The 24,480-nt window shown below is 71.7% G+C and carries 21 protein-coding genes and 2 pseudogenes; 12 read left to right on the top strand and 11 right to left on the bottom strand.

All coding sequences use genetic code 11. The features are described 5' to 3' along the window. Positions 1 to 5: 5 nt before the first annotated feature. The 6 genes and pseudogenes from HDA41_RS41820 to HDA41_RS33375 all read left to right on the top strand — a co-directional run. Positions 6 to 107 (top strand): annotated as a pseudogene (locus HDA41_RS41820) (hypothetical protein); the annotation flags it as partial. 120 nt (positions 108 to 227) lie between these two features. After that, positions 228 to 392, top strand: a pseudogene (locus HDA41_RS41825) (site-specific integrase); the annotation flags it as partial. Between the two features lie 49 nt (positions 393 to 441). Further along, positions 442 to 2,268, top strand: a complete 1,827-nt coding sequence (locus HDA41_RS33360) for a gamma-glutamyltransferase family protein (protein ID WP_184990601.1) — start codon at positions 442 to 444, stop codon at positions 2,266 to 2,268. Between the two features lie 144 nt (positions 2,269 to 2,412). Further along, complete coding sequence (locus HDA41_RS33365) at positions 2,413 to 3,258, top strand: inositol monophosphatase family protein (RefSeq protein WP_184990603.1); 846 nt, start codon at positions 2,413 to 2,415, stop codon at positions 3,256 to 3,258. Between the two features lie 150 nt (positions 3,259 to 3,408). Continuing rightward, complete coding sequence (locus tag HDA41_RS33370; RefSeq protein ID WP_184990605.1) at positions 3,409 to 4,818, top strand: phytoene desaturase family protein; 1,410 nt, start codon at positions 3,409 to 3,411, stop codon at positions 4,816 to 4,818. Further along, positions 4,815 to 5,324, top strand: coding sequence for an O-acetyl-ADP-ribose deacetylase (locus HDA41_RS33375; protein WP_184990607.1), 510 nt, complete (start codon positions 4,815 to 4,817; stop codon positions 5,322 to 5,324). Before HDA41_RS33370 ends, HDA41_RS33375 begins: the two co-directional genes overlap by 4 nt. Positions 5,325 to 5,330: 6 nt before the next feature. On the opposite strand, the gene HDA41_RS33380 is transcribed toward HDA41_RS33375, so the two are convergent. Together HDA41_RS33380 and HDA41_RS33385 are read right to left on the bottom strand one after the other, a co-directional pair. Then, positions 5,331 to 6,089, bottom strand: a complete 759-nt coding sequence (locus HDA41_RS33380; RefSeq protein WP_230299775.1) for an ATP-binding cassette domain-containing protein — start codon at positions 6,087 to 6,089, stop codon at positions 5,331 to 5,333. A gap of 230 nt (positions 6,090 to 6,319) precedes the next feature. Continuing rightward, on the bottom strand, positions 6,320 to 8,365 hold the full coding sequence (locus tag HDA41_RS33385; protein ID WP_184990609.1) for a SpoIIE family protein phosphatase: 2,046 nt from the start codon (positions 8,363 to 8,365) through the stop codon (positions 6,320 to 6,322). Positions 8,366 to 8,517: 152 nt separating this feature from the next. On the opposite strand from HDA41_RS33385, the gene HDA41_RS33390 reads away from it, so the two are divergent. Together HDA41_RS33390 and HDA41_RS33395 are read left to right on the top strand one after the other, a co-directional pair. Continuing rightward, the gene (locus HDA41_RS33390) at positions 8,518 to 9,348 is read left to right on the top strand and encodes an alpha/beta fold hydrolase (protein WP_184990611.1); all 831 of its coding nucleotides are present in this window, start codon (positions 8,518 to 8,520) and stop codon (positions 9,346 to 9,348) included. A 217-nt stretch (positions 9,349 to 9,565) separates the two neighbouring features. Further along, positions 9,566 to 13,459: a glycoside hydrolase family 2 TIM barrel-domain containing protein gene (locus HDA41_RS33395; protein ID WP_184993949.1), complete on the top strand. Its 3,894-nt coding sequence runs from the start codon at positions 9,566 to 9,568 to the stop codon at positions 13,457 to 13,459. A gap of 24 nt (positions 13,460 to 13,483) precedes the next feature. Here HDA41_RS33395 and HDA41_RS33400 read toward each other — a convergent pair whose 3' ends face one another. Continuing rightward, positions 13,484 to 13,846 carry an ArsR/SmtB family transcription factor gene (locus HDA41_RS33400; protein WP_086851380.1) on the bottom strand — a complete coding sequence of 121 codons (363 nt, stop codon included), beginning with the start codon at positions 13,844 to 13,846 and terminating at the stop codon, positions 13,484 to 13,486. A 145-nt stretch (positions 13,847 to 13,991) separates the two neighbouring features. Between HDA41_RS33400 and HDA41_RS33405 the strand changes: the two genes are divergently transcribed. Genes HDA41_RS33405 through HDA41_RS33415 form a run of 3 tightly spaced genes read left to right on the top strand, consistent with a single transcriptional unit; the run spans position 13,992 to position 16,689 of the window. Beyond that, positions 13,992 to 15,461 (top strand): AlkA N-terminal domain-containing protein, encoded by a 1,470-nt coding sequence (locus HDA41_RS33405; protein WP_184993951.1) that lies wholly within the window; start codon positions 13,992 to 13,994, stop codon positions 15,459 to 15,461. A 9-nt stretch (positions 15,462 to 15,470) separates the two neighbouring features. Beyond that, the gene (locus tag HDA41_RS33410; protein ID WP_184990613.1) at positions 15,471 to 15,953 is read left to right on the top strand and encodes a methylated-DNA--[protein]-cysteine S-methyltransferase; all 483 of its coding nucleotides are present in this window, start codon (positions 15,471 to 15,473) and stop codon (positions 15,951 to 15,953) included. Positions 15,954 to 15,987: 34 nt separating this feature from the next. Next, positions 15,988 to 16,689 (top strand): bleomycin resistance protein, encoded by a 702-nt coding sequence (locus HDA41_RS33415; protein ID WP_184990614.1) that lies wholly within the window; start codon positions 15,988 to 15,990, stop codon positions 16,687 to 16,689. Here the strand turns inward: HDA41_RS33415 and HDA41_RS33420 are convergent. From HDA41_RS33420 to HDA41_RS33435, 4 genes are all read right to left on the bottom strand, one after another. After that, positions 16,686 to 17,411 carry an SIR2 family NAD-dependent protein deacylase gene (locus tag HDA41_RS33420; protein WP_184990616.1) on the bottom strand — a complete coding sequence of 242 codons (726 nt, stop codon included), beginning with the start codon at positions 17,409 to 17,411 and terminating at the stop codon, positions 16,686 to 16,688. The genes HDA41_RS33415 and HDA41_RS33420 overlap by 4 nt on opposite strands. 81 nt (positions 17,412 to 17,492) lie before the next feature. Next, a complete protein-coding gene (locus HDA41_RS33425; RefSeq protein WP_184990618.1) occupies positions 17,493 to 17,987 on the bottom strand; it encodes an NUDIX domain-containing protein in 495 nt (164 codons plus the stop codon). A 28-nt stretch (positions 17,988 to 18,015) separates the two neighbouring features. After that, on the bottom strand, positions 18,016 to 18,348 hold the full coding sequence (locus tag HDA41_RS33430) for a hypothetical protein (RefSeq protein WP_230299776.1): 333 nt from the start codon (positions 18,346 to 18,348) through the stop codon (positions 18,016 to 18,018). Positions 18,349 to 18,509: 161 nt separating this feature from the next. Continuing rightward, positions 18,510 to 19,583 carry an ADP-ribosylglycohydrolase family protein gene (locus HDA41_RS33435; RefSeq protein ID WP_184990619.1) on the bottom strand — a complete coding sequence of 358 codons (1,074 nt, stop codon included), beginning with the start codon at positions 19,581 to 19,583 and terminating at the stop codon, positions 18,510 to 18,512. A gap of 207 nt (positions 19,584 to 19,790) precedes the next feature. Here HDA41_RS33435 and HDA41_RS33440 point away from each other — a divergent pair, with 207 nt between their 5' ends. Beyond that, positions 19,791 to 20,909 (top strand): glycerate kinase, encoded by a 1,119-nt coding sequence (locus HDA41_RS33440; RefSeq protein ID WP_184993953.1) that lies wholly within the window; start codon positions 19,791 to 19,793, stop codon positions 20,907 to 20,909. Positions 20,910 to 21,090: 181 nt separating this feature from the next. Here the strand turns inward: HDA41_RS33440 and pssA are convergent, their stop codons facing one another. From pssA to HDA41_RS33460, 4 genes are all read right to left on the bottom strand, one after another. Further along, positions 21,091 to 21,873, bottom strand: a complete 783-nt coding sequence (pssA, locus tag HDA41_RS33445) for a CDP-diacylglycerol--serine O-phosphatidyltransferase (RefSeq protein ID WP_184993955.1) — start codon at positions 21,871 to 21,873, stop codon at positions 21,091 to 21,093. A gap of 58 nt (positions 21,874 to 21,931) precedes the next feature. Then, entirely contained in the window at positions 21,932 to 22,588 is a 657-nt protein-coding gene (locus tag HDA41_RS33450) for a phosphatidylserine decarboxylase (protein ID WP_184990621.1), read from the bottom strand. A 170-nt stretch (positions 22,589 to 22,758) separates the two neighbouring features. Then, positions 22,759 to 23,964: an acyl-CoA dehydrogenase family protein gene (locus tag HDA41_RS33455; protein WP_184990623.1), complete on the bottom strand. Its 1,206-nt coding sequence runs from the start codon at positions 23,962 to 23,964 to the stop codon at positions 22,759 to 22,761. Positions 23,965 to 23,966: 2 nt separating this feature from the next. Continuing rightward, positions 23,967 to 24,479 (bottom strand): MaoC family dehydratase, encoded by a 513-nt coding sequence (locus tag HDA41_RS33460; RefSeq protein ID WP_184990625.1) that lies wholly within the window; start codon positions 24,477 to 24,479, stop codon positions 23,967 to 23,969. Position 24,480: the final 1 nt, after the last annotated feature.

Below are 24,480 nucleotides of genomic sequence, written 5' to 3' on the forward strand. Positions count from 1 at the left end.
CAAGCATGCGAAGCAACACCTTGATTCTCTGCGAGCCCTTAGGTCTCTCACCACACACCCTCTACGTCTGGAGGCACCGACGGCAGGGACCGCCGAGTTTCCGCATGGGTCCTCGCGGGCGCGTCATGTACAGGCGGGAATCTCTCGATGCCTGGATCCGTGCGCAGGAGCTGGCCGACTCCCACGGCCGTCTCGTGCTGACGACGAAGTACGGCAACGCAATCGCCGCCAAGTGGTTGGGGCACTCGTCGCCGACCATCACCCTCGACCACTACGCCCACTTCATGCCGGAGGCGGGGAAGAAGGGGCGCAGGGCGATCGATAGCCTTCTGGGGGAGCGGGAGGAGGTCTCTGGCGCAAACTCCCCAGATTCTCCCCAGGACCTGTCCTGAGAGCCCATCGTCCGGGCCGGCACACGTAAACAGCGAGGTGAGAGGCCGTATGTTCACGACCCGCCCCACCCTCCAGGGCACCTTCGGCATGGTGTCCTCCACGCACTGGCTCGCCTCGCAGTCGGCGATGGCCGTCCTGGAGGACGGCGGCAACGCCTACGACGCTGCCGTGGCAGGGGCGTTCGTCCTGCACGTCGTCGAGCCGCACCTCAACGGCCCGGCCGGCGAGGTGCCGATCCTGCTCGCCCCGGCCGGCGGCGAGGTCCGGGTGCTGTGCGGGCAGGGCGTCGCACCGGCCGGGGCGACGATCGCCCACTACCGGGGCCTCGGCCTGGACCTCGTCCCCGGCACCGGGCCGCTCGCCGCCGCCGTGCCGGGCGCGTTCGACGCCTGGATGCTGCTGTTGCGCGACCACGGCACCAAACCCCTCGCCGACGTCCTGAAGTACGCCATCGGATACGCCGAGCACGGGCACCCGCCCGTGGAGCGCGTCGGCGAGACCGTCGAGACCGTACGCGAGCTGTTCGAGACGGAATGGACCTCGTCGGCGGAGATCTACCTGCCGGGCGGCAAGGCACCCCGCCCCGGCGCGCTGTTCCGCAACCCCGCGCTCGCCGCCACCTGGAAGCGCCTGCTCGCCGAGACCGCCGGGGCCGGGGACCGGGAGGCGCGGATCGACGCCGCCCGGGAGGTGTGGCGCACCGGATTCATCGCCGAGGCTCTCGTACGACAGGCCGGGCGCCCCACCCTGGACACCAGCGGCGCACACCACACCGGCACCCTCACGGCCGCCGACCTCGCCGTCTGGTCCGCGACCTACGAGACGCCGGCGACGTACGACTGGAACGGCTGGACCGTGTGCAAGCCGGGCCCCTGGAGCCAGGGCCCGGTCCTCCTCCAGCAGCTCGCCCTGCTCCCGCCCGAACTGCCCCCGCACGGCTCGGCCGACTACGTCCACCTGCTGGTCGAGAACTGCAAGCTCGCCATGGCGGACCGGGAGGCCTGGTACGGGGACGCCGCCGACGTGCCGCTCGACGACCTGCTGTCCGACCCGTACAACACGGCCCGTCGCGCTCTCGTCGGCGAGCGGGCCTCCCACGACCTGCGGCCCGGCAGCCCCGGAGGACGCACCCTGCGACTGTGCGCGCACGCGCGCGTGGCGGCCGCCGTCCGGGAGGGCGCCGCCGCCCCGGGCATCGGCGAACCGACCGTCGCGAAGAGCCCGGCGTCCCCCGTGCCCGGCGAACCGGAGGTCGGCGGCGACGGGGGCACCCGCGGCGACACCTGCCACCTCGACGTCGTCGATCGCTGGGGCACCATGGTCTCGGCCACGCCCAGCGGCGGCTGGCTCCAGTCCAACCCCGTCGTGCCCGAACTCGGCTTCCCGCTCGGCACCCGGCTCCAGATGGCCTGGCTGGAGGAGGGCCTGCCCAATTCCCTCACCCCCGGCCGGCGCCCCCGGACCACGCTGACGCCCTCGATCGCCCTGCGCGAGGGCGTGCCCGTCATGGCGTTCGGCACCCCGGGCGGCGACCAGCAGGACCAGTGGCAGCTGCACTTCCTCCTGGCCGTCGCGCTGCGCGCCCAGGTGCGTGGCGGCCTGGACCTGCAGGGCGCCATCGACGCCCCGAACTGGCACAACGACAGCTTCCCCGGCTCCTTCTACCCGCGCGGCATGCGCCCGGGGAGCGTCACCGTGGAGTCCCGTACGGACCCGGCCGTCGTCGAGGAGCTGCGGCGGCGCGGCCACCGGGTGACCGTCGGCGACCCGTGGTCGGAGGGCCGGCTCTGCGCGGTCGCGCGGGACCCGGAGACGGGCGTCCTGTCGGCCGCGGCGAACCCGCGCGGCATGCAGGGCTACGCGGTCGGACGGTGAGCCCGCCGCGTCCCTCCGGCTGCGGAAGCCGCCGCTTCCCCTGGCTGTGGGTCCCGCGCGGCCCCGGCCCCCTGTTCATCGCGATGCCACCCGGAGTGCACCCGGCGGGTGGGGATTGTCAGTGCCGCGTGTTGTGATGGAGGGGTGATCGACAGCACCGAAACCATCGAAGAGTTTCTCGCACAGCACGCCTCCGACGTCGAAGAGGAGATCCGCAGGGCGGCCGCCGCCGAGATCATGCCGCGCTGGCGCCGGCTCGCCGCACACGAGGTCGACCAGAAGGCCGGCCCGCACGACCTGGTCACCGACGCCGACCGCAAGGCCGAGCTGTACCTGACCGAGGCACTGCTCGCCCTGCTGCCCGGCTCGGTCGTGGTGGGCGAGGAGGCGGTCCACGCCAACCCCGTGTCCTACGAGGCGCTGCGCGGCGACGCCCCGGTGTGGATCGTCGACCCGGTCGACGGGACACGTCAGTTCGTGCGCGGCGAACCGGGCTTCTGCACCCTGGTCGCCCTGGCCCACGGCGGCACCCTGCTCGCGTCCTGGACCTACGCCCCCGCCAGTGACCGGCTCGCCACCGCCCAGCAGGGCAAGGGCGCCTACCTCGACGGAGAGCGGCTGTTCGCCGGCGTGCCCGAGCCCGGCCGGGACCTCCGGGTGGCCACCTCCGACCCGGACTACACGACGGACGAGCAGAAGCACGCCCTGCTCGGCCTGCGCACCGACGGTGTGGCACCGCGCTCGTGCGGCTCGGCCGGGCTGGAGTACCTCGCCATCGCACAGGGCAACTCGGACGCCACGGCCTTCTTCTGGGAAGCCGCCTGGGACCACGCGGCCGGTCTGCTCCTGGTCGAGGAGGCGGGCGGCGCCCACCTGACCCTCGCAGGCGAGCGCTTCCGCATCACGGGCGGCAACGCCCTGCCCTTCACCGCGGCCCGCGACGCGGCCACGGCCCGCCGGGTGGTGGCGCTGCTGGCGGGCGGAGCCTGACCGTCACGGACCGTGCACGTCCTGTTGCCCAGGTGGTACTCCGGCCGTTCTTCCCGCGCGAATCCACCCACGGCCGGTGACAGTCAGTCCCCGGGCCTATCCTGATCCTCAGTGGCCGTCGGCTGACGAAGGGGTCCGAAGGTGCCGTCGATGCTCGATGCCGTCGTAGTGGGTGCGGGGCCGAACGGACTGACCGCGGCCGTGGAGCTGGCCCGCCGTGGCTTCTCCGTCGCCGTCTTCGAGGCCCAGGGCACCGTGGGCGGCGGCGCCCGCACCGAGGAGCTCACCCTGCCGGGCTTCCGGCACGACCCGTGCTCCGCGGCGCACCCGCTCGCCATCAACTCACCCGCGTTCCGCGCCCTGCCGCTGGAGCGCTACGGCCTGGAATGGCTGCACGCCGAGCTCCCCATGGCCCACCCCTTCCCGGACGGCTCGGCGGCCGTACTGGCCCGGTCGGTGGGCGAGACGGCCGCCTCCTTCGGCCCGCGCGACGCCGGGGCGTACCGCAGGCTCGTCGAGCCCTTCCTGCCCAAGTGGGACGCGCTGGCCCGCGACTTCATGTCCCTGCCGCTCACCGCGCTGCCCCGCGACCCGGTTACCCTCGCCCGCTTCGGCCTGGTCGGCCTGCCCCCGTCGACCCTGCTGATGCGCCGCTTCCGCGACGAACCGGCCAGAACGCTGTTCGCCGGGCTCGTCGCGCATGTCATGGCACCACTCGGCGGCTTCGCCACCAGCGCCATCGGCCTGGTCTTCGCCCTCGCGGCCCACGCCCGCGGCTGGCCCGTCGCCCGCGGCGGCTCCCAGGCCATCTCCGACGCCCTCGCCGCCTACCTGCGCGACCTCGGCGGCAGCGTGCACACCGACTACGAGGTCAAGCGCCTCGACGACCTGCCGCCGGCCCGCGCGTACGTCTTCGACACCTCGCCCACCGCCCTCGCCCGCATCGCCGGCTTCGGCAACCACTACGCCGACTACCGCTACGGACCGGGCGTCTTCAAGATCGATTACGCGCTGGACGGCCCCGTGCCGTGGACCGCGAAGGAGGCCCGCGTCGCCGGCACGGTGCAGATCGGCGCGAACAGCGCGGAGATCGGCACGGCCCTGCGCGCGGCGTCCCGCGAGGGCCGAGCCCCCGACAAACCGTTCCTGATCACGGTCCAGCCGAGCGTCGTCGACCCCACCCGCGCCCCGGCGGGCAAGCAGGTCTTCTGGGCCTACGGCCACGTCCCGCACGGCTGGACGGGCGATCTCACCGACGCCGTCGAGCGCCAACTGGAGCGTTTCGCCCCGGGGTTCCGCGACCGCGTCCTGGCCCGCGCCACCGCGGGCCCGCCCCAACTCGCCGCCCGCAACGCCAACTACATCGGCGGCGACATCGCCTCCGGCGCGGTCTCCGGCCTCCAGATCCTGCTGCGCCCCAAACCGACCCTGTTCCCCTACCACACCCCCCACCCGGCCGTCTTCATCTGCTCGTCGGCGACCCCACCGGGCCCCGGTGTGCACGGCATGTCCGGGCACAACGCGGCGAAGGCCGTCTGGAAGCGACTGAGGCAGACATGACCACCATCGAACTGGTCCAGGGTGACATCACACGCCAGAGCGTCGACGCCATCGTCAACGCGGCCAACTCCTCGCTGCTGGGCGGGGGAGGGGTCGACGGCGCGATCCACCGGCGCGGCGGCCCCGCCATCCTGGAGGAATGCCGCAAGCTGCGCGCTTCGCGGTACGGCAAGGGCCTGCCCACCGGCCACGCGGTCGCCACCACCGCGGGCGACCTGGACGCCCGGTGGGTGATCCACACGGTCGGCCCCGTCTTCAGCGCGACCGAGGACCGCTCCGCCCTCCTCGCCTCCTGCTACCGCGAGTCCCTGCGCGTCGCCGACGAACTCGGCGCCCGGACCGTCGCCTTCCCGGCGATCTCCACCGGCGTCTACCGCTATCCGATGGAGGACGCCGCGCGCATCGCGGTGGACACGGTGCGCGCGGCGAAGACCGACATCGAGGAGGTCAGGTTCGTCCTCTTCGACGAACAGGCGTACGAGGTGTTCGCCCGGCGACTGCGCTGACGTCGCTCAGGCGCGGGCTGGACATGGCCGGCCCTGCTCGCCCTGTCGGCGCGGTGCCAGAGCGAGGTGCGGCCAGCCACTGATGTCGCGCCGCATCTGGCGGTCGTGGGTCGCCACGACGACGGCCGCGTCCGTGCTGTGCAGCGCTTCCGTGAGCTCGTCGACCAGCGCGATGGACAGGTGGTTGGTGGGCTCGTCCAGGAGCAGGAAGTCGTACTCGGCGCCCAGCAGGCAGGCCAGCCGGATCCGGTAGCGCCGGCCGACCGACAGCGTGGCCAGGAGGCGGGTACGGTCGCTGACCGCACCCAGTCCGTCCAGGGCCACGTCCACCCGGCGGTCGGCGTCCCAGGCGTCCAGCGTCCGCGCCGCCTCCAGGGCGTCGGCGTAGGCTTGTTCGCCGCCGGGGTGTTCCGCTGCGAGGGCCTCCGCTGCGGTGTCCAGAGCCCGCAGGGCGGCGCGGGCGTCGGCCAGGTGCTCGTCGATGAAGTCGCCGACCGTGCGTTCGTCCTCGACCGGCATCTCCTGCTCGGCCAGGGCGAGGGTGCCCACGCGGTGCACGGTCCCCTCGTCCGGGGTCAGCAGGCCGGCCAGGACGTACAACAGAGTCGACTTGCCGCGTCCGTTCTCGCCGACGACGCCCCAGCGCGATCCGGGGGAGACCTTCATCTCGACGTCGTGCAGCACGGTGCGGCCGCCGCGGTCCACACGGACGCGGGCGCAGGTCAGCTGGGCCCGGTCGCGGGCAGGCAGGGTAAGGGTGGTCACGTTCTCTTCCTCGTTGAAGAGGCACACTTCACCCCCGGTTCGGGCGGGGATGCGAGCGGGCCTTGCAGATCCGACGGACGGCCGGCCCGGAACAGGGCGGGCCGTGGGCGACGTCGCGGCTCCGGCGCCTCGGCCCGTGGTCGTCAGGGCGTGCGAGGGGCGGAGCCAGTGGCCCGGATCAGAGGTACAGAACGTAACTCACCCAAAGATGCTAACAGTTGGCGCCTCGCTCAGGCGCGGGTGCGGACCAGCAGGAGCGCGACGTCGTCGTCGGGCTCCGGGCTCAGCGCACTCAGGAGGCTGTCACTGGTCCGTTGCAGGCTGGGTCCCGCGTTCTCCAGGAGGCGGATCAGCGTGGTGAGGCCGGTGTCGATCGGCTCCCCGCGCTTCTCGACCAGCCCGTCGGTGTACAGGGCGAGCAGGGAGCCCGGCGCGAGCTCCAGTTCCACGGTGCCGAACTCCACGCCGCCCACCCCCAGCGGCACGCCGCCGGGCACGTCGACGAGTGTCGCGCCGCCGTCCGCCCCGGCGAGCACGGGCGGCAGATGACCGGCGCTGGACAGCGAGCAGATGCCGGCCCGCAGGTCGCACACCGCGTACACGCACGTGGCGATCGCATCGCCGAGCGAGCCGGCGATGTCGTCGAGGTGCCGCAGCAGCTCGGCGGGCGGCAGGTCCAGCCGGGCCAGCGCCCGCGTCGCGGTGCTCAGCTGCCCCATGATGGCCGCGGCCTGGACGCCCTTGCCCATGACGTCCCCCACCACCAGCCCGGTGCGGCCCGGGCCCAGCGGCAGCACGTCGTACCAGTCGCCGCCGACCTCGCTGAGCGCCGGGCGGTAGCGGGCGGCGATGTCGAGCCCCTCCCGCTCGGCGGGCGTCGTCGGGAGCAGGCTGCGCTGGAGCGTCAGGGCGGTGCCGCGTTCCCGGCCGTAGAGGCGGGCGTTGTCGATGCAGATCGCGGCGCGCGCGGCGAGCTCCGAGGCGAGCGCCTGGTCCCGGTCGTCGAAGGGGCGTTCGTCGACCGTGCGGTACAGGGTGAGGGTGCCGAGCACCTTGCCCCGGGCCATCAGCGGCACCGCCATATAGGAGTGCGCTCCGGCCTCGCGCAGGGTCTGGGCGGCCCGCGCGTCCCGGGCGATGCGCCGCATCATCTTCGGGTCCACGCGCTCGACCAGGACCGGACGGGCCCTGCGGACGCACTGCGTGATGATCCGCGAGGAACCGTAGGTGGCCAGTTCACCGACCGGGTCCGCGGCGTGGATGGCGTCGGTCGGGTAGCCCGCCGCGACGGCCAGCGCCCGGAACTCGGCAGGCGCGCCGCCCGACACCGGCGCGATGGTGCCGTGGGCCACGACCGACTCCAGGACGTCGACGGCGGCCAGGTCCGCGAGGTGCGACACCACCACGTCGGCCAGCTCCCGGGCGGTCTGCTGAAGGTCCAGGGTGGTGCCGATCCGCACCCCGGCGTCGGCGATCACCGACAGGTGCTGGCGTGCCTGCGCGACCTCGGCCGCGGCCTGCTGGCGCTCGGTGACGTCCAGCACGGCCATCGCGAGACCGAGCACCCGGCCGTCGGTGTCCTCGATGCGGTGGTACGACTCCGAGTAGGCACGATCCTGTTCGTCCCCGGCGGTGCGGCCGATGGTCTGCTGGTCGAGCAGGGGTCTGCCGGTCTTGAGGACGTGCCGCATCCGGGCCTCGATGACCTCGACGTCCAGGCCGGGCAGCACCTCGCCGAGCCGGCGGCCCAGCACCGCCTCCTCGGGCACGCCGTTGATCCGCTCCAGCGCGGGATTGACCCCGACCCAGCGCAGGTCGTTGTCGAAGACGGCGATGCCGAGCGGGGTCTGGTGGACGAGGCTGTGCGAGAGGGCGAGGTCCCGCTCCACCTTCCGCACCATCGTCGCGTCCGTGGCGAGTCCCAGCAAATGGGGCTGCCCCTCGCTGTCGAGGAGCCGCATCGTGCGGAACTCCACGGCGCGTTCCGTGCCGTCGCGGTGCCGCAGCGGAAAGACACCGGCCCAGCGGTCGCCGGATCTGACCTGGGCGAACAGTTCCCTGCCCCGGGTGCGGTTCTCGGGCGCGACCAGGAGGGTGTCGGCGCGCTGCCGCAGGGCCTCCTCGGCGGTGTAGCCGAGCAGCTGCTCGATCTCGGGGCTCCACAGGGCGATGTGCCCGCCGCCGTCCAGGACCACGGCCGCGACCTTCAGCAGGTCCAGCAGCCCCCCGGGCGCGGCCGTGACGGCGTCGCGATCCGGGGTCGCATACCCGTTCATCCGAGCCGCTCCTTCCGGCGCGGCAAAAGGTCCGGCCAAGATCTGTTGCGCAGGCTGTCCGATGAGGTCACATTACGGTCGGAGAAGCGGCACTGTCGCGCCGAAATGACAAATGGTCGTGGGTCGGTACACGGAGAGAGGGAGCGGGAATCTTGGCTGACTGGACGTTGCGGGAGAGCCTGGCCACCACGTCGGGGACCGTGCGCTGGGACCGGCTCGGGGATCCCGGCGGCGAGCCGGTCGTGCTGCTGCACGGGACGCCCTTCTCCTCGTACGTGTGGCACGGGATCGCTCCCGCGCTCGCCGCCGCCGGGCACCACGTGCACGTGTGGGACATGGCGGGCTACGGCACCTCCGACATGCACCCGGACCAGGACGTCTCACTGGCGGCACAGGGCCGGATCTTCACCGAGCTGCTCGCGCACTGGGGCCTGGAGAAGCCGTCCGTCGTCGCGCACGACTTCGGCGGATGCGTGGCCCTGCGCGCCCATCTGCTGCACGGGGCCCGCTACCGGCGGCTCGCCCTGGTCGACCCGGTGGCCCTGAAACCCTGGGGCACCTCCTTCTTCCAGCTGGTCGGCGAGCACAGCCACGTCTTCGAGCAGCTCCCGGCCGCGCTGCACGAGGCCCTGGTGCGCGAGTACGTCACGTCCGCGAGCCACACCGGCCTGCGGCCCGCCGCGCTGGACGCGCTCGTGCGGCCCTGGACGGGGGAGCGGGGCCAGGCCGCCTTCTACCGGCAGATCGCGCAGGCCGACCAGCGCTACACCGACGAGATCCAGCCGCTGTATCCCACGATCGACCTGCCGGTGACGGTCTGCTGGGGCACCGAGGACACCTGGGTCCCCTTCGCCAAGGGCCAGGAGCTGGCCGCCCTGATCCCGGGTGCACGGCTGGTGCCCGTCCCGGAGTCCGGCCACCTCGTCCCCCTGGACGCACCCGCCCGGCTGACGAGCGAGGTGCTCACCTTCCTCGGGGCCTGAAGGGGCCCGAGGCGAGAGAACCATCAGGACCGCACAAAGTCCGACGGGGTCATTGCTTCGATTGTGTTCGAGTCCTAGGGTGTGCCTGCTCAGCAGTTACTTCGTCACCGTCAGTTGCAGCAGCCCCAACAGAAATGCTCACCACGGCAGTTGGGGACCTCATCTGACGTGCCCTCAGTCCGTGCAGCACCCTGTCGAACCGAGGAAGGCCACGGTCATGCCGCACCCGCTCTCGCCCCCCGCCGACCGGCCCGTCGTCAGCCGTCGCCGTCTGCTCGAAGGGGGCGCCGCCGTGCTCGGCGCGCTCGCCCTGTCCGGGCCGCCCGCCACCGCGCACGCGGCGGGCCGGCGCCCGGCGGCGGACGGCCCTCCGGAGTGGAACGACGGCCTGGCCGTGTACCGCGTGGGCACCGAGCCGCCGCACACCACGCTCATGCCGTACGCGAACGTCGGGCAGGCCCTGGCCGGCGACCGCGAGCGCTCGCCGTACCGGCTGAGCCTCGACGGCAAGTGGAAGTTCGCCTACGCCGACCGCCCCGACGACCGGGACGCCGACTTCTACCGCACCGACGTCGACGACTCCGGCTGGGACACCATCCCCGTGCCCTCGGCCTGGCAGCTGCACGGCTACGACTTCCCGATCTACGTCAACATCACCTACCCCTGGTGGGGACCGAACGGCGGCGGCGAGGACGCCCAGCCGCCGGCCGCCCCGACCCGCTACAACCCCGTCGGCCAGTACCGCCGTACGTTCACCGTCCCCCGGAACTGGTCGGGCCGGCGCACCTTCCTGCACTTCGAGGGCGTCAAGTCCGCCCACTACGTGTGGATCAACGGCGAGCTGGTGGGCTACCACGAGGACTCCTACACCTCCGCCGAGTACGACATCACCCACCACCTCAAGCCGGGCACCAACCAGATCGCGGTCGAGGTGTACCGCTACTCCGACGCGGAGTGGCTGGAGGACCAGGACATGATCCGGCTGAGCGGCATCTTCCGCTCGGTCCACCTGTACTCCACGCCCTCCGTCCACCTGCGCGACTTCAAACTGGACACCCCGCTCGGCGACGACTACACCTCCGCCGAACTCAAGGTCACCGCGCACGTCCGCGACTACGGCGGCAAGGGCGCGGGCCGCTACACCGTCGAGACCCAGCTGTACGACGCGCGCGGCCACGCCGTCTGGTCGCGGCCCCTGATCCGGCCCGTCGACGTCCCGGACGGCGACGAGGCCACCGCCGAGGCGTCCAGAGCCGTCCCCTCGCCGAAGCTCTGGTCGGCCGAGCACCCGAACCTCTACACCGCCGTGCTGCGGCTGCGCGACCCGTCCGGCAAGGTGGTCGAGACACTCTCGCACCGGGTGGGCTTCCGCGAGTTCGCGCTCAAGGACGGCCTGATGCGCATCAACGGCAAGCCGGTCTCCTTCCGCGGCACCAACCGGCACGAGATGCACCCCGTCACCGGCTCGGCGCTCACCCGTGCGCAGATGATCGAGGACATCGAGATCATCAAGCGGCTCAACATCAACAGCGTCCGCACCTCGCACTACCCGAACAACCCGCTGTGGCTGGAACTCGCCGACGAGTACGGCCTGTACCTCGTGGACGAGACCAACCTCGAAACCCACGGCATCCGCGACGAGTACCCCGGCAGCGGCCACCCCGAGTGGACCGAGGCGTGCGTGGTCCGCGCCCAGAACATGGTGCACCGCGACAAGAACCACGCCTCGGTGGTCATCTGGTCCCTCGGCAACGAGGCGGGCGGCGGCACGACGTTCAACGCCATGTACGACTGGATCCGCTCCTACGACCCCACCCGCGTCATCCAGTACGAGGGCGACGACCGCCCGGGCATCAGCGACATCCGTTCCGAGATGTACGACAGCCCGCAGCGGGTCGAGCAGCGCGCCAAGGACACCGGTGACACCCGGCCGTACGTGATGATCGAGTACTCGCACGGCATGGGGAACTCCAACGGCAACTTCAAGAAGTACTGGGACATCGTCCGCCGCTACGACGTCCTCCAGGGCGGCTGGATCTGGGACTTCGCCGACCAGGCCCTGAGCTGGCCGGTCCCGACCCGCAAGCTGCTGACCGAGTCCGGCCCGGGCGCACTGCGCGGCGAGGTCATCGCACCCGCCGCCGGCTTCGACCACGACAAGGGCGTCTCCGGCGGCACCGTCTTCCCCCGCGACGCCCGCCTCGACCTCACCGGCTCCCTCACGCTGGAGGCCTGGGTCACCCCGCACGTGACCGGCGGGCACCAGCCCCTCATCGCCAAGGGCGACACCCAGTACGCCCTCAAACAGACCGACAAGAACCTGGAGTTCTTCATCCACGGCGGCGGCCAGTGGGTCACCGCGAGCTGGGCGCTGCCCGAGGGCTGGACCGGCAAGGAGCACCACGTCGCCGGAGTCTTCGACGCGGACGCGGGGACGCTCACCCTGTATGTCGACGGCCAGGTGCGCGGCACCCGGACCACCACGCGGCGCCCCGGCAACAACACCGCGTCCCTCGCGCTCGCCACCGACGTCGACAACCCGACCCGGGAGTTCAGCGGCACCATCCGGCGAGCCCGCGTGTACGCCCGCGCGCTGAGCGCCGCGGAGCTGGCCTCGGACCGCCGCGGCCCGGACGACGAGGGCGTGCGCTTCTGGTTCGACGCCGCCACCGTCGGCTTCACCGAGCAGCGCCCGCGCGACAAGACGTTCTACGCCTACGGCGGCGACTGGGGTGACAACCCCAATGACGGCGCCTTCGCCGGCGACGGCATCATCACCGCCGACCGCGGCCTCACGGGCAAGTCCGCCGAGGTCAAGCAGATCTACCAGGCGATCAACGCGGCCCCGGCCTCCGGAGGCGGCCTCGGTGCCGTCACCCTCACCAACGAGTACCTGTTCACCAACCTCCGCGAGTTCGACGGCCGTTGGTCCCTCGTCGCCGACGGCAAGGTCGTCCAGCGCGGCCGGCTGACCCGCGACCAGCTGAATCTCGCGCCGCTGACCAGCAAGGACATCAAGGTGCCGGTGCGGCTGCCGGCGAAGCCCGAACCGGGCACGGAGTACTTCCTCCAGCTCTCCTTCACCACCAGGGAGCCCACCAAGTGGGCGAAGGCCGGCTTCGAGGTGGCCAAGCAGCAGCTCGCCCTCGACGCGGACAGCCCGGCCGTGACGCCGCTGCCGCTGCGCAGCGTCCCCGCCCTGCGGTACACCGACCGGGAGGAGGACGTCACGGTCCGGGGCAAGGGCTTCTCGGTCACCGTCGACAAGAGCACCGGCACCATCACGTCGTACGAGGCGGGCGGCACCCGGCTCATCACCTCCGGCCCCGTCCCGAACTTCTGGCGGGCGCCCACCGACAACGACCGGGGCAACGGCCACCACACCCGCAACCAGACGTGGCGCGACGCCGGGGCGCAGCGGAAGGTGGCGGACGTACGGGTCCGGCCGCTGGACGACCGGGCCGTCGAGGTCACGTGCACCGGCACGTTGCCCACCAGCGCGGAGTCCACGTACAGCACGACGTACACGGTCTTCGGCAACGGCGAGATCAAGGTCGACAACACCCTGCACCCGGGGGCGCCGAACCTGCCGTACATCCCCGAGGTCGGCACCCTGCTGTTCCTGCCCCGCCGCCTGGACCGGCTGCACTACTACGGCCGGGGCCCGGAGGAGAACATGTGGGACCGCAACAACGCCACCGACGTGGGCCTGTACTCCGGCACCGTCCTTGGGCAGTGGACCTCCTACCTGCGCCCCCAGGAGAACGGCAACAAGACCGACGTCCGCTGGGCCGCGCTGACCGACGGCAGCGGACGCGGACTGCTCGTCTCCGGTGAGCCGCTGCTGGAGGTCAACGCCTCGCACTTCACCCCCGAGGACCTGTCGGTCGGGGCCCGCCACGACTACCAGCTCAACCCCAGGGACGCGGTGGTCCTCCGGGTCAACCACCGCCAGACGGGCGTGGGCGGCGACAACAGCTGGGGCGCCCACCCCCACGACGAGTTCAAGCTCTTCGCCAACCGCGACTACGCGTACACCTACCGGCTGCGTCCGCTGACGCGTGTGAGCGAGGCGATGCAGGCCTCGCGGCGGCCGACCGCCACGGAGTAAGCGGGCGGGGGACGGCGGCGCCGCCTAGTCGGCGGCGTCGCTGATGCCCAGGCGCAGATGTTCCACGTGGTAGACGGCCTGGTCGAGCAGCTCGGCGACATGGTGGTCGTGCAGCGCGTAGACGACCGAACGGCCCCGGCGCTCGCCGACCACCAGACCCAGATTGCGCAGCAGCCGCAGCTGGTGCGAGCAGGCCGACTGCTCCATGCCCACCTCGGCGGCCAACTCGGTGGCCGGCAGCGGGCCTTCCCGCAGCCGCGCCAGGATCAGCAGGCGGGAGGGTGTGGACAGGGCCTGGAGCGTGGTGGCGACCTTCGTGACGTTGTCAGCGTCCAGGCGTACGCGCTCGGTGGCGTCCTGCGCGGGAATGACGGCTCCGTGACCCATGACCTCATCGTACCGGTCACACACGAACACATGAATGAATCTTCATCTGTCAAGGCGAGGCGGTGCGGCCTCCGGCACGTCGATGTCGGATTCTCGCCAGCCCCCGTCCGGCCCGGTGCCCGATGCTGGAGCCATGCAGATGGGGATGCACACCGACACCGAGCGCTGCGTACGCGCCGTCCAGTCCAAGGACGCGCGGTTCGACGGATGGTTCTTCACGGCCGTCCTGACGACCCGCATCTACTGCCGTCCCAGTTGCCCGGTCGTGCCGCCCAAGCCGGAGAACATGGTCTTCCACCCGAGCGCGGCGGCCTGTCAGCAGGCCGGGTTCCGGGCCTGCAAGCGCTGCCGGCCCGACACCAGCCCCGGCTCCCCGGAGTGGAACCAGCGCGCCGACCTCGTGGCCCGCGCCATGCGGCTGATCGCCGACGGCGTCGTGGACCGCGAGGGCGTGCCCGGCCTCGCCGCCGGCCTCGGCTACAGCACCCGCCAGGTCGAGCGCCAGCTGCTCGCCGAACTGGGCGCGGGCCCGCTCGCACTCGCCCGCGCCCAGCGCGCCCAGACGGCTCGGCTGCTCATCGAGACGACGGCCCTGCCGATGGCGCAGATCGCCTTCGCCGCGGGCTTCGCCTCGATCCGCACCTTCAACGACACCGTCCACGAGGTCTTCGCCCTCTCCCCGAGCGAGCTGCGCGCCCGCACCCCGAAGCGCCAGGGCGCGAGCACCCCCGGCGCACTGTCCCTGCGGCTGCCGTTCCGGACCCCGCTCAACCCCGACAACCTCTTCGGCCACCTCGCCGCCACGGCCGTACCCGGCGTCGAGGAGTGGCGCGACGGCTCCTACCGGCGCACGCTGCGGCTGCCGTACGGCCACGGCATCGTGGCCCTCGCTCCCCGCCCCGACCACATCGCCTGCCGCCTCACCCTCAGCGACCTGCGCGATCTGACCGTCGCCATCAGCCGCTGCCGCCGCCTGCTCGACCTGGACGCCGATCCGGTGGCGATCGACGAGCAGCTGCGCACGGACCCGGTCCTGGCACCGCTGGTCGACAAGGCGCCAGGCCGGCGCGTCCCGCGTACGGTCGACGAGGCCGAATTCGCCGTCCGGGCCGTGCTCGGCCAGCAGGTCTCCACCGCCGCCGCCCGCACCCACGCGGCCCGCCTGGTCACCGCGCACGGCGAACCGGTGGACGACCCCGAGGGCGGCCTCACCCACCTCTTCCCGGCCCCCGAGGCCCTCGCGGCGCTGGACCCCGAGACACTCGCGATGCCCCGCACCCGCCGCACGACCTTCACCACCCTGGTCCGCGCCCTCGCCGACGGGGACCTCCACCTCGGCGTGGAGAGCGACTGGCCGCGCACCCGCGCCCAGCTCCTCGCCCTGCCCGGCTTCGGTCCCTGGACGGCCGACGTCATCGCCATGCGCGCCCTCGGCGACCCCGACGCCTTCCTCCCCACCGACCTCGGCATCCGCCGCGCCGCCCGGGAACTCGACCTGCCCTCCACGCCCGCCGCGCTCACCGCCCGCGCGGCGACCTGGCGCCCCTGGCGGGCCTACGCCGTCCAGTACCTTTGGGCGACCGACAGCCACCCGATCAACTTCCTACCGGTATAAGGACGTTCCGTGAAGCACCACACCGTGACCGACAGCCCCTACGGCCCCCTCACCCTCGTCGCCGAGGGCGGCGTCCTGTGCGGCCTCTACATGACCGACCACCGCCACCGCCCGCCGGAGGAGACCTTCGGTCCCCGCGACGACACCCTGTTCGCCGAGACGGAGGAGCAACTGAAGGCCTACTTCGCGGGTGAGCTCAAGGAGTTCACCGTCGAACTGCGCCTGAACGGCACCCCGTTCCAGCGCAGCGTCTGGGACCAGCTGCACCGCATCCCCTACGGCGAGACCCGCACCTACGGCGAACTCGCCGACGCCCTCGGCACCCCGACCGCCTCACGCGCGGTCGGCCTCGCCAACGGCCGCAACCCCGTCAGCATCATCGTCCCCTGCCACCGCGTCATCGGCGCGAACGGAAGCCTCACGGGATACGGGGGCGGGCTGGAGCGCAAGCAGCGCCTGCTGGACTTCGAGCGGGGGGCCGCACTCTTCTAGCCCCGGGGTGGTCAAATTTGACTAGAGTGGGGTCATGTCGGAGAAGACGATCCCGATCCTGCCGTGCCGGACCCTCCCGCCCGTCCTCGACTTCTACACCGCCCTCGGCTTCGAGGTGACGTACGTACAGCGCAGCCCCAATCCGTACGCGGTCGTGGAACGCGGCGGCACAGAGCTGCAGTTCTTCGCGATGAAGCACTACGAGCCCACCGGCTCGATCAGCACCTGCTACGTCATGACCGACGACGTCGACGGCCTCTACGAGGCGTTCCGCGCCGGGCTCAAGGCAACGTACGGCAGAATCCCCACCCGCGGTCTGCCGCGCGTGGGGCCGCTCAAGGACATGTCGTACGGCGTGCGGCAGTTCCTCATGACCGACCCGGGCGGCAACTGCGTCCGGGTGGGGCAGCGCACCGGCGAGGACCGGCACCACGGCCCCGCCCCCGAGGAGACCTTCGCGCGGGCCCTGCACCACGCGTCCCTCCTGGCCGACTCCAAGGGAGACGCGGCGGGCGCCGCGAAGGTCGTCGACCGCGTCCTGCGCCTGACGGACGAGACGCCGACGCCCGTACAACTGCTTCAGCTCCTCGTCCTGCGCGCGGACCTCGCGGGACGACTCGGCGACGAGGAGGCGGCGGCGACCGCCCTCGCCCGGGCCACCGCGCTCGACCTCACCGAAGCCGAACGCGACCAAGGCCGTGACGCGCTCACCCGCCTGGAGGACCTGCGGGCCTAGGCCATGAGGCCGCGCAACAGCTCGGGCAGTGCCGTGCCGATGGGGTCGCGGACGATCTCGTCGGCACGGTCGTCGTACGGCGTCGGCTCGGCGTTGACGATGATCAGACGGGCGCCGTGGTCGGCGGCGACACCGGCGAGGCCGGCGGCCGGCTGGACCTGGAGGCTCGTGCCGACGGCGACGAACACCTCGCAGGCCTTGCTGATGGCGACCGCCTCGCCGAGGACGACGGGATCGAGCCGCTCGCCGAACATCACCGTCGCCGACTTCAGGACACCGCCGCACTCCAGGCACGGCGGGTCGTCCTCACCGGCGTCGACCCGTGCGAGGGCGTCCTCCATCGAGCCGCGCGTGTGGCAGCCGGTGCACACCACACTCCGTGCCGTGCCGTGCAGTTCGAGGACCTTGCGCTCGGGCATCCCGGCGAGCTGGTGCAGCCCGTCCACGTTCTGCGTGATCACCCGGACGGGTACCCCGGACCGCTCCAGTTCGGCCACCGCCCGGTGCGCGGCGTTGGGCTCCGCCCGAAGCGTGTGGTTCTTGCGCCGCATCTGCCAGGAGCGGCGTCGGATCTCCGGGGCGCCCATGTAGTACTCGTACGTGACGAGCTTCTCGGCCTCCGGGTCCCGCCGCCAGAGTCCGTTCGGTCCGCGGTAGTCCGGAATCCCGGAGTCCGTGCTGATACCGGCACCGGTGAGGAGCGCGACGAGGGGCTTGGCCATGTCACCGAGGGTAGGCCGGGCCGTACGGCAGCGGCGAGCGGTTGTCGCACGGGACACCGGCGGGCGAACGGCCGGAGCCGGTCAGAACACCCGGTGCCCGTTCTCCAGCTCCGCCGTGCCCGAGCCGTCCGCCAGGACGTCCAGGGCGGTCAGGACACGGCGGCCGAGGGCGCCGTGCAGGTACTCGGTCAGTTCCTCGCGCGGGACCAGCCGCCAGGACAGCAGTTCCTCCTCCTGGAGGCGGATCGCCTTGAGCTCGTCCTCGCCGAGCACCCCGCCGTCGTACAGATACGCCACCAGTGGCGGACGCCCCACGCCGTGCACCCAGTCCACCGCCAGCAGCCGGCCGAGCTCACGGTCCAGCCCGATCTCCTCGGCCGTCTCGCGCCGCGCGCCCTGCCGGGGGGTCTCGCCGTCGTCGGACTCGATCGTGCCGCCGGGCAGCGCCCAGCCCTCCCGGTAGTTGGGCTCGACGAGCAGCACCCGGCCCTCGCCGTCCCGGAACAGCGCGGCGGCGCCGGCCAGGACGCGGGGCAGGGACGCGATGTAGGCGGCGAAGTCAGAAGAGGTGGTCATTGGGGCAGGGTAACCACCCGATGACGGTTCAGCCGCAGGGGAAGACGTAGCTGGACTTGTAGTTGACGTAGAGGCTGCTGGAGGACGAGCCCATCTTGGCCGTCACCGGGGCGCAGGCGAAGCTGGAGACGTACACCGGGCCCGCGTACTCGCTGAAGGTGCCCGGGTCGGGGTCGCAGGCCGTGCCGTCCACCTTGCAGATCTGCACGGACATGTACTGCGCCCTGCCGACGTTGTTGTCGAGGATGGCGCAGCCCTTGCCGCCGTTCTCGTGGGCGAAGGGGGTCGCCTTGCACACGTCGGGGTCGACGCCCAGGGGCAGCGGGATCGCCTTGCGCAGTGTGTGGCCGGTGCCGCACACGTTGGCGGCGCCCGAGGTCGCGGACTGCTCGGCCGCGACGGCTCCCGGCGCTCTGCACTCAGCGGCAGCGGCCGCTCCTGAGCCTTCGCGGCGCCCGTGACGCGAAGCGGAAGAACGGGTCGGTCACCCCGCTCGGCCGGGGAATGGCCGGTTCGATCCGGTCAGTCCTCCCGCTCCGCCAGCCGCACCGTCCGCTCCGCCAGCTCGCTGATCCGCACCCCGTCGAAGCCGAACACCGCGCTGCGGACCGTGTCCTCCAGTGGCATCTTCCACTGGTCCGGGATGGCCGCGCCCCCGCCGAACACACCCGCCACCGAACCCGCCGTCGCGCCGTTGGAGTCGGTGTCCAGGCCGCCCCGGACGGTCAGGGTGATGGTGCGGGTGAAGTCTCCGTCGCCGTAGAGCAGGCCGGCGGTGAGGACGGCGGCGTTCGGGACGGTGTGGATCCAGCCCATCCCGGTGGTCTCCTCGGTGACCGTGGTGAGCGTGTCCTCCCAGGACATCCGGGTGTCGTGCAGGGAGACGACCCGGCGCACCGTGCGGGCCAGGCGGCTGCTCGCCGGGATCACGGCCAGGGCCTCGTCGACCGCGTGCCGCACCGTGGGTGCCGTGAACGCCGCAGCGATCAGCGCCGCCGCCCACATCGCCCCGTAGACCCCGTTGCCGGTGTGCGACAGCACCGCGTCCCGCCGGGCCAGCGAGGCGGCCCGGCGCGGCACGCCCGGGCAGGTCCAGCCGTAGATGTCGGCCCTGATCAGCGCCCCGATCCACTCCTGGTACGGATTGTCGTACGTCGCCGTCAGCGGCGGCTTGAGCCCGTTGGCGAGGTTGCGGTACGCGGCCCGCTCGGCGGTGAACGTCTGGAGGTACGGCAGCCGCAGCAGCCACAGGTCGCCGACCTGCTCGGTACTGAAGCCGAAGCCGTGGGTCTCCAGCAGGTCCAGGCCGAGGATCGCGTAGTCGACGTCGTCGTCCCGGCAGCTGCCGTGGATGCGGCCGCGCACGCACTGGCGCCACTCGGGCCGCAGCTCGAAGCCGTCGTGTTCGCTGATCGGCTCGGGCAGGTAGTCGGTCAGCGGCAGTGCGGCGGCCTGCCGGAGGTAGCGGTCGATGCGGTCGCGCGTCCAGACCTCGCCCTGCTCGACCGGTTTGCCGAGCATGTTGCCCGCAATGCGGCCCTGCCAGCCGCCGAGGATGCGGTCGGTGAGCTCTGTCTCCGTGCGCGCGAGGGTCATGGTTACGGTCTACCCGTTTCGGCGGGACCCCTTCCCCGCGCCTCTTCGGGGCACGGGTCCAGGGGATGGGCACAGGCTGACGACGCGGGCGTCCTCCGGTTAAGGTCGCAGCGGCGCGACTGGCCCTGACGTGCGTGAGGGCCCGGAGAGCAAGGGGAGTGGCAAGTGGCGGACGCTGCAGTGGGCGATACCTGGAAGACACCGAGGGTGCTCGTCGCCGCGGACAAGTTCAAGGGGTCGCTGACGGCCGTGGAGGTCGCCGAGCGGGTGACGGCCGGGCTGCGCCGGGTCGTACCGGACCTCGACGTCGAGGCACTGCCCGTGGCCGACGGTGGCGACGGAACCGTGGCCGCTGCGGTCGCGGCCGGGTTCGAGCGCCGGGAGGTGCGGGTCGCCGGTCCGCTCGGCGACGAGGTGACGGCGGCGTTCGCGCTGCGCGACGGCACCGCGGTCGTGGAGATGGCCGAGGCGAGCGGACTCCAGCGGTTGCCCGCCGGCGTCTTCGCACCGCTCACGGCGTCCACGTACGGCTCCGGCGAGCTGCTGCGGGCCGCGCTGGACGCGGGTGCCCGCACCATCGTCTTCGGGGTCGGCGGCAGCGCCACCACGGACGGCGGCGCCGGGATGCTGTCCGCGCTGGGCGCGCGCTTCCTGGACCCGCACGGCGAGCCGGTCCCTCCGGGCGGCGGCGGTCTCGCCGAACTGGCCACGGCCGACCTGTCCGGCCTCGACCCGCGCCTCACCGAGATCGAACTGGTTCTCGCCAGCGACGTCGACAACCCGCTGACCGGCCCGAAGGGCGCGCCCGCGGTCTACGGTCCGCAGAAGGGCGCCTCGCCGGACGACGTGGCGGGCCTGGACGCCGCCCTCGCCCACTTCGCGAAGGTGCTGGAGCGGTCGGCCGGACCGCAGGCCGCCGAGTACGCCGCCGCACCGGGCGCGGGCGCGGCGGGCGGCATCGGCTACGGCGCCCTGCTCCTGGGTGCCCGCTTCCGCCCCGGCATCGAGGTCATGCTCGACGTCCTGGGCTTCGCCCCCGCCCTGGACCGCGCCGACCTGGTGATCACCGGCGAGGGCTCCCTCGACGAGCAGACCCTCCACGGCAAGGCCCCGGCGGGCGTCGCCGCGGCGGCCCGTGCGGCCGGCAAGGACGTCGTAGCGGTCTGCGGCCGCCTCGCCCTCCGCCCGGAGGCCCTGGGCCGAGCCGGAATCCGCCGGGCCTACCCCCTGACGGACGCGGAGCCGGACGTGGCGAAGTGCATCGCGGAGGCCGGGCCGATCCTGGAACGGGTGGCGGAGCGGATCGGGCGGGACTTCCTGACCTGAGCCGGGCTTCCCCGGCCTCCGACCGTGCCTCCTGCCCGACCGTGTCGGGCGGCCGACGGGCACAGGCCGGGGGCCCGGGGGCGAAGCCCGCAGGAACAGCACCCCACGGAAGCGCACGAGAAAGCACAAGCAAAGGGCCCCGGACCGAAAACCCGGTCCGGGGCCCAAGCCAGTCGCAACGCTACGGCAGCTGCGCCGCCCGCGCCTCCCGCCGATTGTCACGGAAGTTGTTCACCCGCCGAGCCGTCGCGAACAGCGGAATCACCGCCCCCATGACCAGCTGAAGCGCGCATCCCGTCTGCAGCAGCAACTGCCCGCCCGGCGCGTCGAAGGCCCAGGCCGCCATCAGGCCCATGCCCAGCACGATCCACGACAGCATCGCCACCGCGAGTCGACCCCGGGGTTTGGGGTATTCCACACGGGACACCATCAACCACGCCGTCCCCAGGATCGCCAGCAGTGTCGCCACGAAGGGCAGCTCCAGCAACACGATGGACACGACCGTCAGCGCGCCGAAGGGCGACGGCATGCCCTGGAAGGTGCCGTCCTTGACCGTGACGCACGAGAACCGGGCAAGCCGCAGCACCACCGCCAGCAGCACGACGATCGCCCCGACCGCCGCCACCCGCTGGTGCGCGTCGTCCGCGACCATTCCGTACACCAGCACGAAGTACGCCGGCGCCAGCCCGAAGCTGATCAGGTCGGAGAGGTTGTCCAGCTCCGCGCCCATGGGGGAGGAGCGCAGCTTGCGCGCCACCAAGCCGTCGAAGAGGTCGAAGACCGCCGCGCAGAGCATCAGGATGACCGCCGTGGCCGCGCTGTGGCGGGCCATGCCGGTCTCCTGGCTGCCCGTGAGGTGCGGGATCAGGATGCCGGTGGTGGTGAAGTACACCGCCATGAAGCCGCACGTGGCGTTGCCGAGCGTCAGGGTGTCCGCTATCGAGAGGCGAAGGGAGAGGGGCATCTCCTCTTCTTGGTCGACCTCGTCGGCTTCCGGGACCCAGCCGGCCTTGGTATCAGGATCAATCACGGTCAATGCGAGTCACCCCAGCCACGGTCTTCTGTCCCACCTCGACCGCGACCTCCACACCCTCGGGCAGGTAGAGGTCGACACGCGAGCCGAACCTGATCAGGCCGATCCGCTCGCCCTGCTCGACCTTGGTGCCCTGCGGCACGTACGGGACGATGCGGCGGGCCACCGCGCCGGCGATCTGGATCATCTCGATGTCACCGAGCTCGGTGTCGAAGTGCCAGACGACGCGCTCGTTGTTCTCGCTCTCCTTGTTGAAGGCGGGAACGAAGCCACCGGGCACGTGCTCGACGGACGTCACCGTGCCGGCCAGCGGCGCGCGGTTGACGTGGACGTTGAGCGGGCTCATGAAGATCGCGACGCGGGTGCGGCCGTCCTTCCACGGCATGATGCTCTGCACCACACCGTCGGCGGGCGAGATGACCCGGCCCTGGGCGATCTCGCGCTCCGGGTCGCGGAAGAACCACAGCATTCCCGCCGCGAGCGCGGTGGCGGGAACGGCGACGGCCTTGGCGGCGCCCGAGCGGCGGGCACGGGCCAGGCTGAGGGCTGCGGTGGCGACGGTCGGAAGGAGCCACGGCGATGCTCCGCGCGCGAGGCGTACGCCGGCCCGGCTGTCGCGAGGTGCAGAGGTTTGGCTGTGGGGCATGGATGACCTTCGTAGCGGATGATGCCGCGCTTCGGCGGGGGACGGCGGCTTTCCGGCGATCGTAGCGGCTCGGAGCCATAACTGGGTAAGCCAGGAAGCCGAGTCGGCGGCCGAAGAGTGCTGACGGGGTGTGATCTTGTTCTCCAAGAAAACACCCCGTATCCGGACATCTAGCCCTGGAATCGATACTCTTCGAGCAGTCTCCGGCCGATGATCATTTTCTGGATCTCGGCGGTACCTTCACCGATCAGCAGCATCGGTGCCTCACGGTAGAGGCGCTCGATCTCGTACTCCTTGGAGAAGCCGTAGCCGCCGTGGATCCGGAAGGAGTCCTCCACGACCTCCTTGCAGTACTCGGAGGCGAGATACTTCGCCATCCCAGCCTCGAGGTCGTTTCGCTCACCGGAGTCCTTTTTGCGTGCTGCGTTCACCATCATCGCATGCGCGGCCTCGACCTTGGTAGCCATCTCCGCCAGCTTGAACTGGATCGCCTGGTGCTGGGCGATCGGCTTCCCGAAGGTGTGACGCTGCTGCGCGTACTGGACACCCAGCTCGAACGCACGCTGGGCGACGCCACAGCCACGCGCCGCCACGTTGACGCGGCCCACCTCGACGCCGTCCATCATCTGGTAGAAACCACGCCCGGTGACCCCGCCGAGCACACGATCGGCAGGAATGCGCAGGCCATCCATGATGAGTTCGGTGGTGTCGACGCCCTTGTACCCCATCTTGTCGATCTTGCCGGGGATGGTGAGGCCGGGGCGGACCTCGCCGAAGCCCGGCTCCTTCTCGACCAGGAAGGTCGTCATCGACTTGTGGGGCGCGGTGCTCTCGGGGTGACCTTCGTCACTTCGGACCAGAACGGCCACCAGAGACGACGTACCGCCGTTGGTCAGCCACATCTTCTGGCCGTTCAGGACGTACGCGTCGCCGTCCTTCACCGCCTTCGACGTGATCGCCGACACGTCCGAGCCGAGACCCGGCTCCGACATCGAGAACGCGCCACGGATGTCGCCGGCCGCCATCCTCGGCAGGAAGTGGTCCTTCTGCTCCTGCGTGCCGTGCTGCTTGAGCATGTACGCCACGATGAAGTGCGTGTTGATGATGCCGGACACCGACATCCACCCGCGGGCGATCTCCTCCACGCACAGCGCGTACGTCAGGAGCGACTCGCCCAGCCCCCCGTACTCCTCGGGGATCATCAGGCCGAACAGGCCCAACTCCTTGAGGCCGTCCACGATCTGCTGCGGGTACTCGTCGCGGTGCTCCAGCTCGGTCGCGACCGGGAGGATCTCCTTGTCCACGAAGTCGCGGACGGTGGAGAGGATCTCCTGCTGGATGTCGGTCAGACCGGCGGTCTGGGCGAGTCGCGCCATGGCTACTTCTCCTGCTCCCTCAGCTGCGGCCGGCCGGGCTGCTCGCCGCCGCGCTCCTTGATGTACGTCTCGGTCGGCACCATCACCTTGCGGCGGAACACGCAGACCAGCGTGCCGTCCTGCTTGTAGCCCTTGGTCTCGACGTGGACGATGCCGCGGTCGTTCTTCGACTTCGACGGCCACTTGTCGAGCACGGTCGTCTCGCCGTAGATCGTGTCGCCGTGGAAGGTCGGCGCCACGTGCCTGAGCGACTCGATCTCCAGGTTGGCGATCGCCTTGCCGGAGACGTCCGGCACGGACATGCCGAGCAGCAGCGAGTAGATGTAGTTCCCGACGACGACGTTCCTGCCGAAGTCCGTCGTCTGCTCCGCGTAGTTCGCGTCCATGTGGAGCGGGTGGTGGTTCATGGTGAGGAGACAGAACAGGTGGTCGTCGTACTCGGTGACCGTCTTGCCCGGCCAGTGCTTGTACGTCGCCCCGACCTCGAACTCCTCGTAGGTGCGTCCGAACTGCATG

This window comes from Streptomyces caelestis (assembly GCF_014205255.1).
Lineage (GTDB): Bacteria > Actinomycetota > Actinomycetes > Streptomycetales > Streptomycetaceae > Streptomyces > Streptomyces caelestis.

What these genes read in the sequence shown, in the direction of transcription:
- HDA41_RS33375 (WP_184990607.1), top strand. Translation starts at nt 4,815, where the DNA reads ATGACCACCATCGAACTGGTCCAGGGTGACATCACACGCCAGAGCGTC.
- HDA41_RS33420 (WP_184990616.1), bottom strand. Translation starts at nt 17,411, where the DNA reads ATGGCCAAGCCCCTCGTCGCGCTCCTCACCGGTGCCGGTATCAGCACG.
- HDA41_RS33455 (WP_184990623.1), bottom strand. Translation starts at nt 23,964, where the DNA reads ATGGCGCGACTCGCCCAGACCGCCGGTCTGACCGACATCCAGCAGGAG.
- HDA41_RS33425 (WP_184990618.1), bottom strand. Translation starts at nt 17,987, where the DNA reads ATGACCACCTCTTCTGACTTCGCCGCCTACATCGCGTCCCTGCCCCGC.
- HDA41_RS33385 (WP_184990609.1), bottom strand. Translation starts at nt 8,365, where the DNA reads ATGAACGGGTATGCGACCCCGGATCGCGACGCCGTCACGGCCGCGCCC.
- HDA41_RS33370 (WP_184990605.1), top strand. Translation starts at nt 3,409, where the DNA reads ATGCTCGATGCCGTCGTAGTGGGTGCGGGGCCGAACGGACTGACCGCG.
- HDA41_RS33360 (WP_184990601.1), top strand. Translation starts at nt 442, where the DNA reads ATGTTCACGACCCGCCCCACCCTCCAGGGCACCTTCGGCATGGTGTCC.
- HDA41_RS33415 (WP_184990614.1), top strand. Translation starts at nt 15,988, where the DNA reads ATGTCGGAGAAGACGATCCCGATCCTGCCGTGCCGGACCCTCCCGCCC.
- HDA41_RS33395 (WP_184993949.1), top strand. Translation starts at nt 9,566, where the DNA reads ATGCCGCACCCGCTCTCGCCCCCCGCCGACCGGCCCGTCGTCAGCCGT.
- HDA41_RS33460 (WP_184990625.1), bottom strand. Translation starts at nt 24,479, where the DNA reads ATGCAGTTCGGACGCACCTACGAGGAGTTCGAGGTCGGGGCGACGTAC.
- HDA41_RS33400 (WP_086851380.1), bottom strand. Translation starts at nt 13,846, where the DNA reads ATGGGTCACGGAGCCGTCATTCCCGCGCAGGACGCCACCGAGCGCGTA.
- HDA41_RS33405 (WP_184993951.1), top strand. Translation starts at nt 13,992, where the DNA reads ATGCACACCGACACCGAGCGCTGCGTACGCGCCGTCCAGTCCAAGGAC.
- HDA41_RS33435 (WP_184990619.1), bottom strand. Translation starts at nt 19,583, where the DNA reads ATGACCCTCGCGCGCACGGAGACAGAGCTCACCGACCGCATCCTCGGC.
- HDA41_RS33450 (WP_184990621.1), bottom strand. Translation starts at nt 22,588, where the DNA reads ATGCCCCACAGCCAAACCTCTGCACCTCGCGACAGCCGGGCCGGCGTA.
- pssA (WP_184993955.1), bottom strand. Translation starts at nt 21,873, where the DNA reads ATGCCCCTCTCCCTTCGCCTCTCGATAGCGGACACCCTGACGCTCGGC.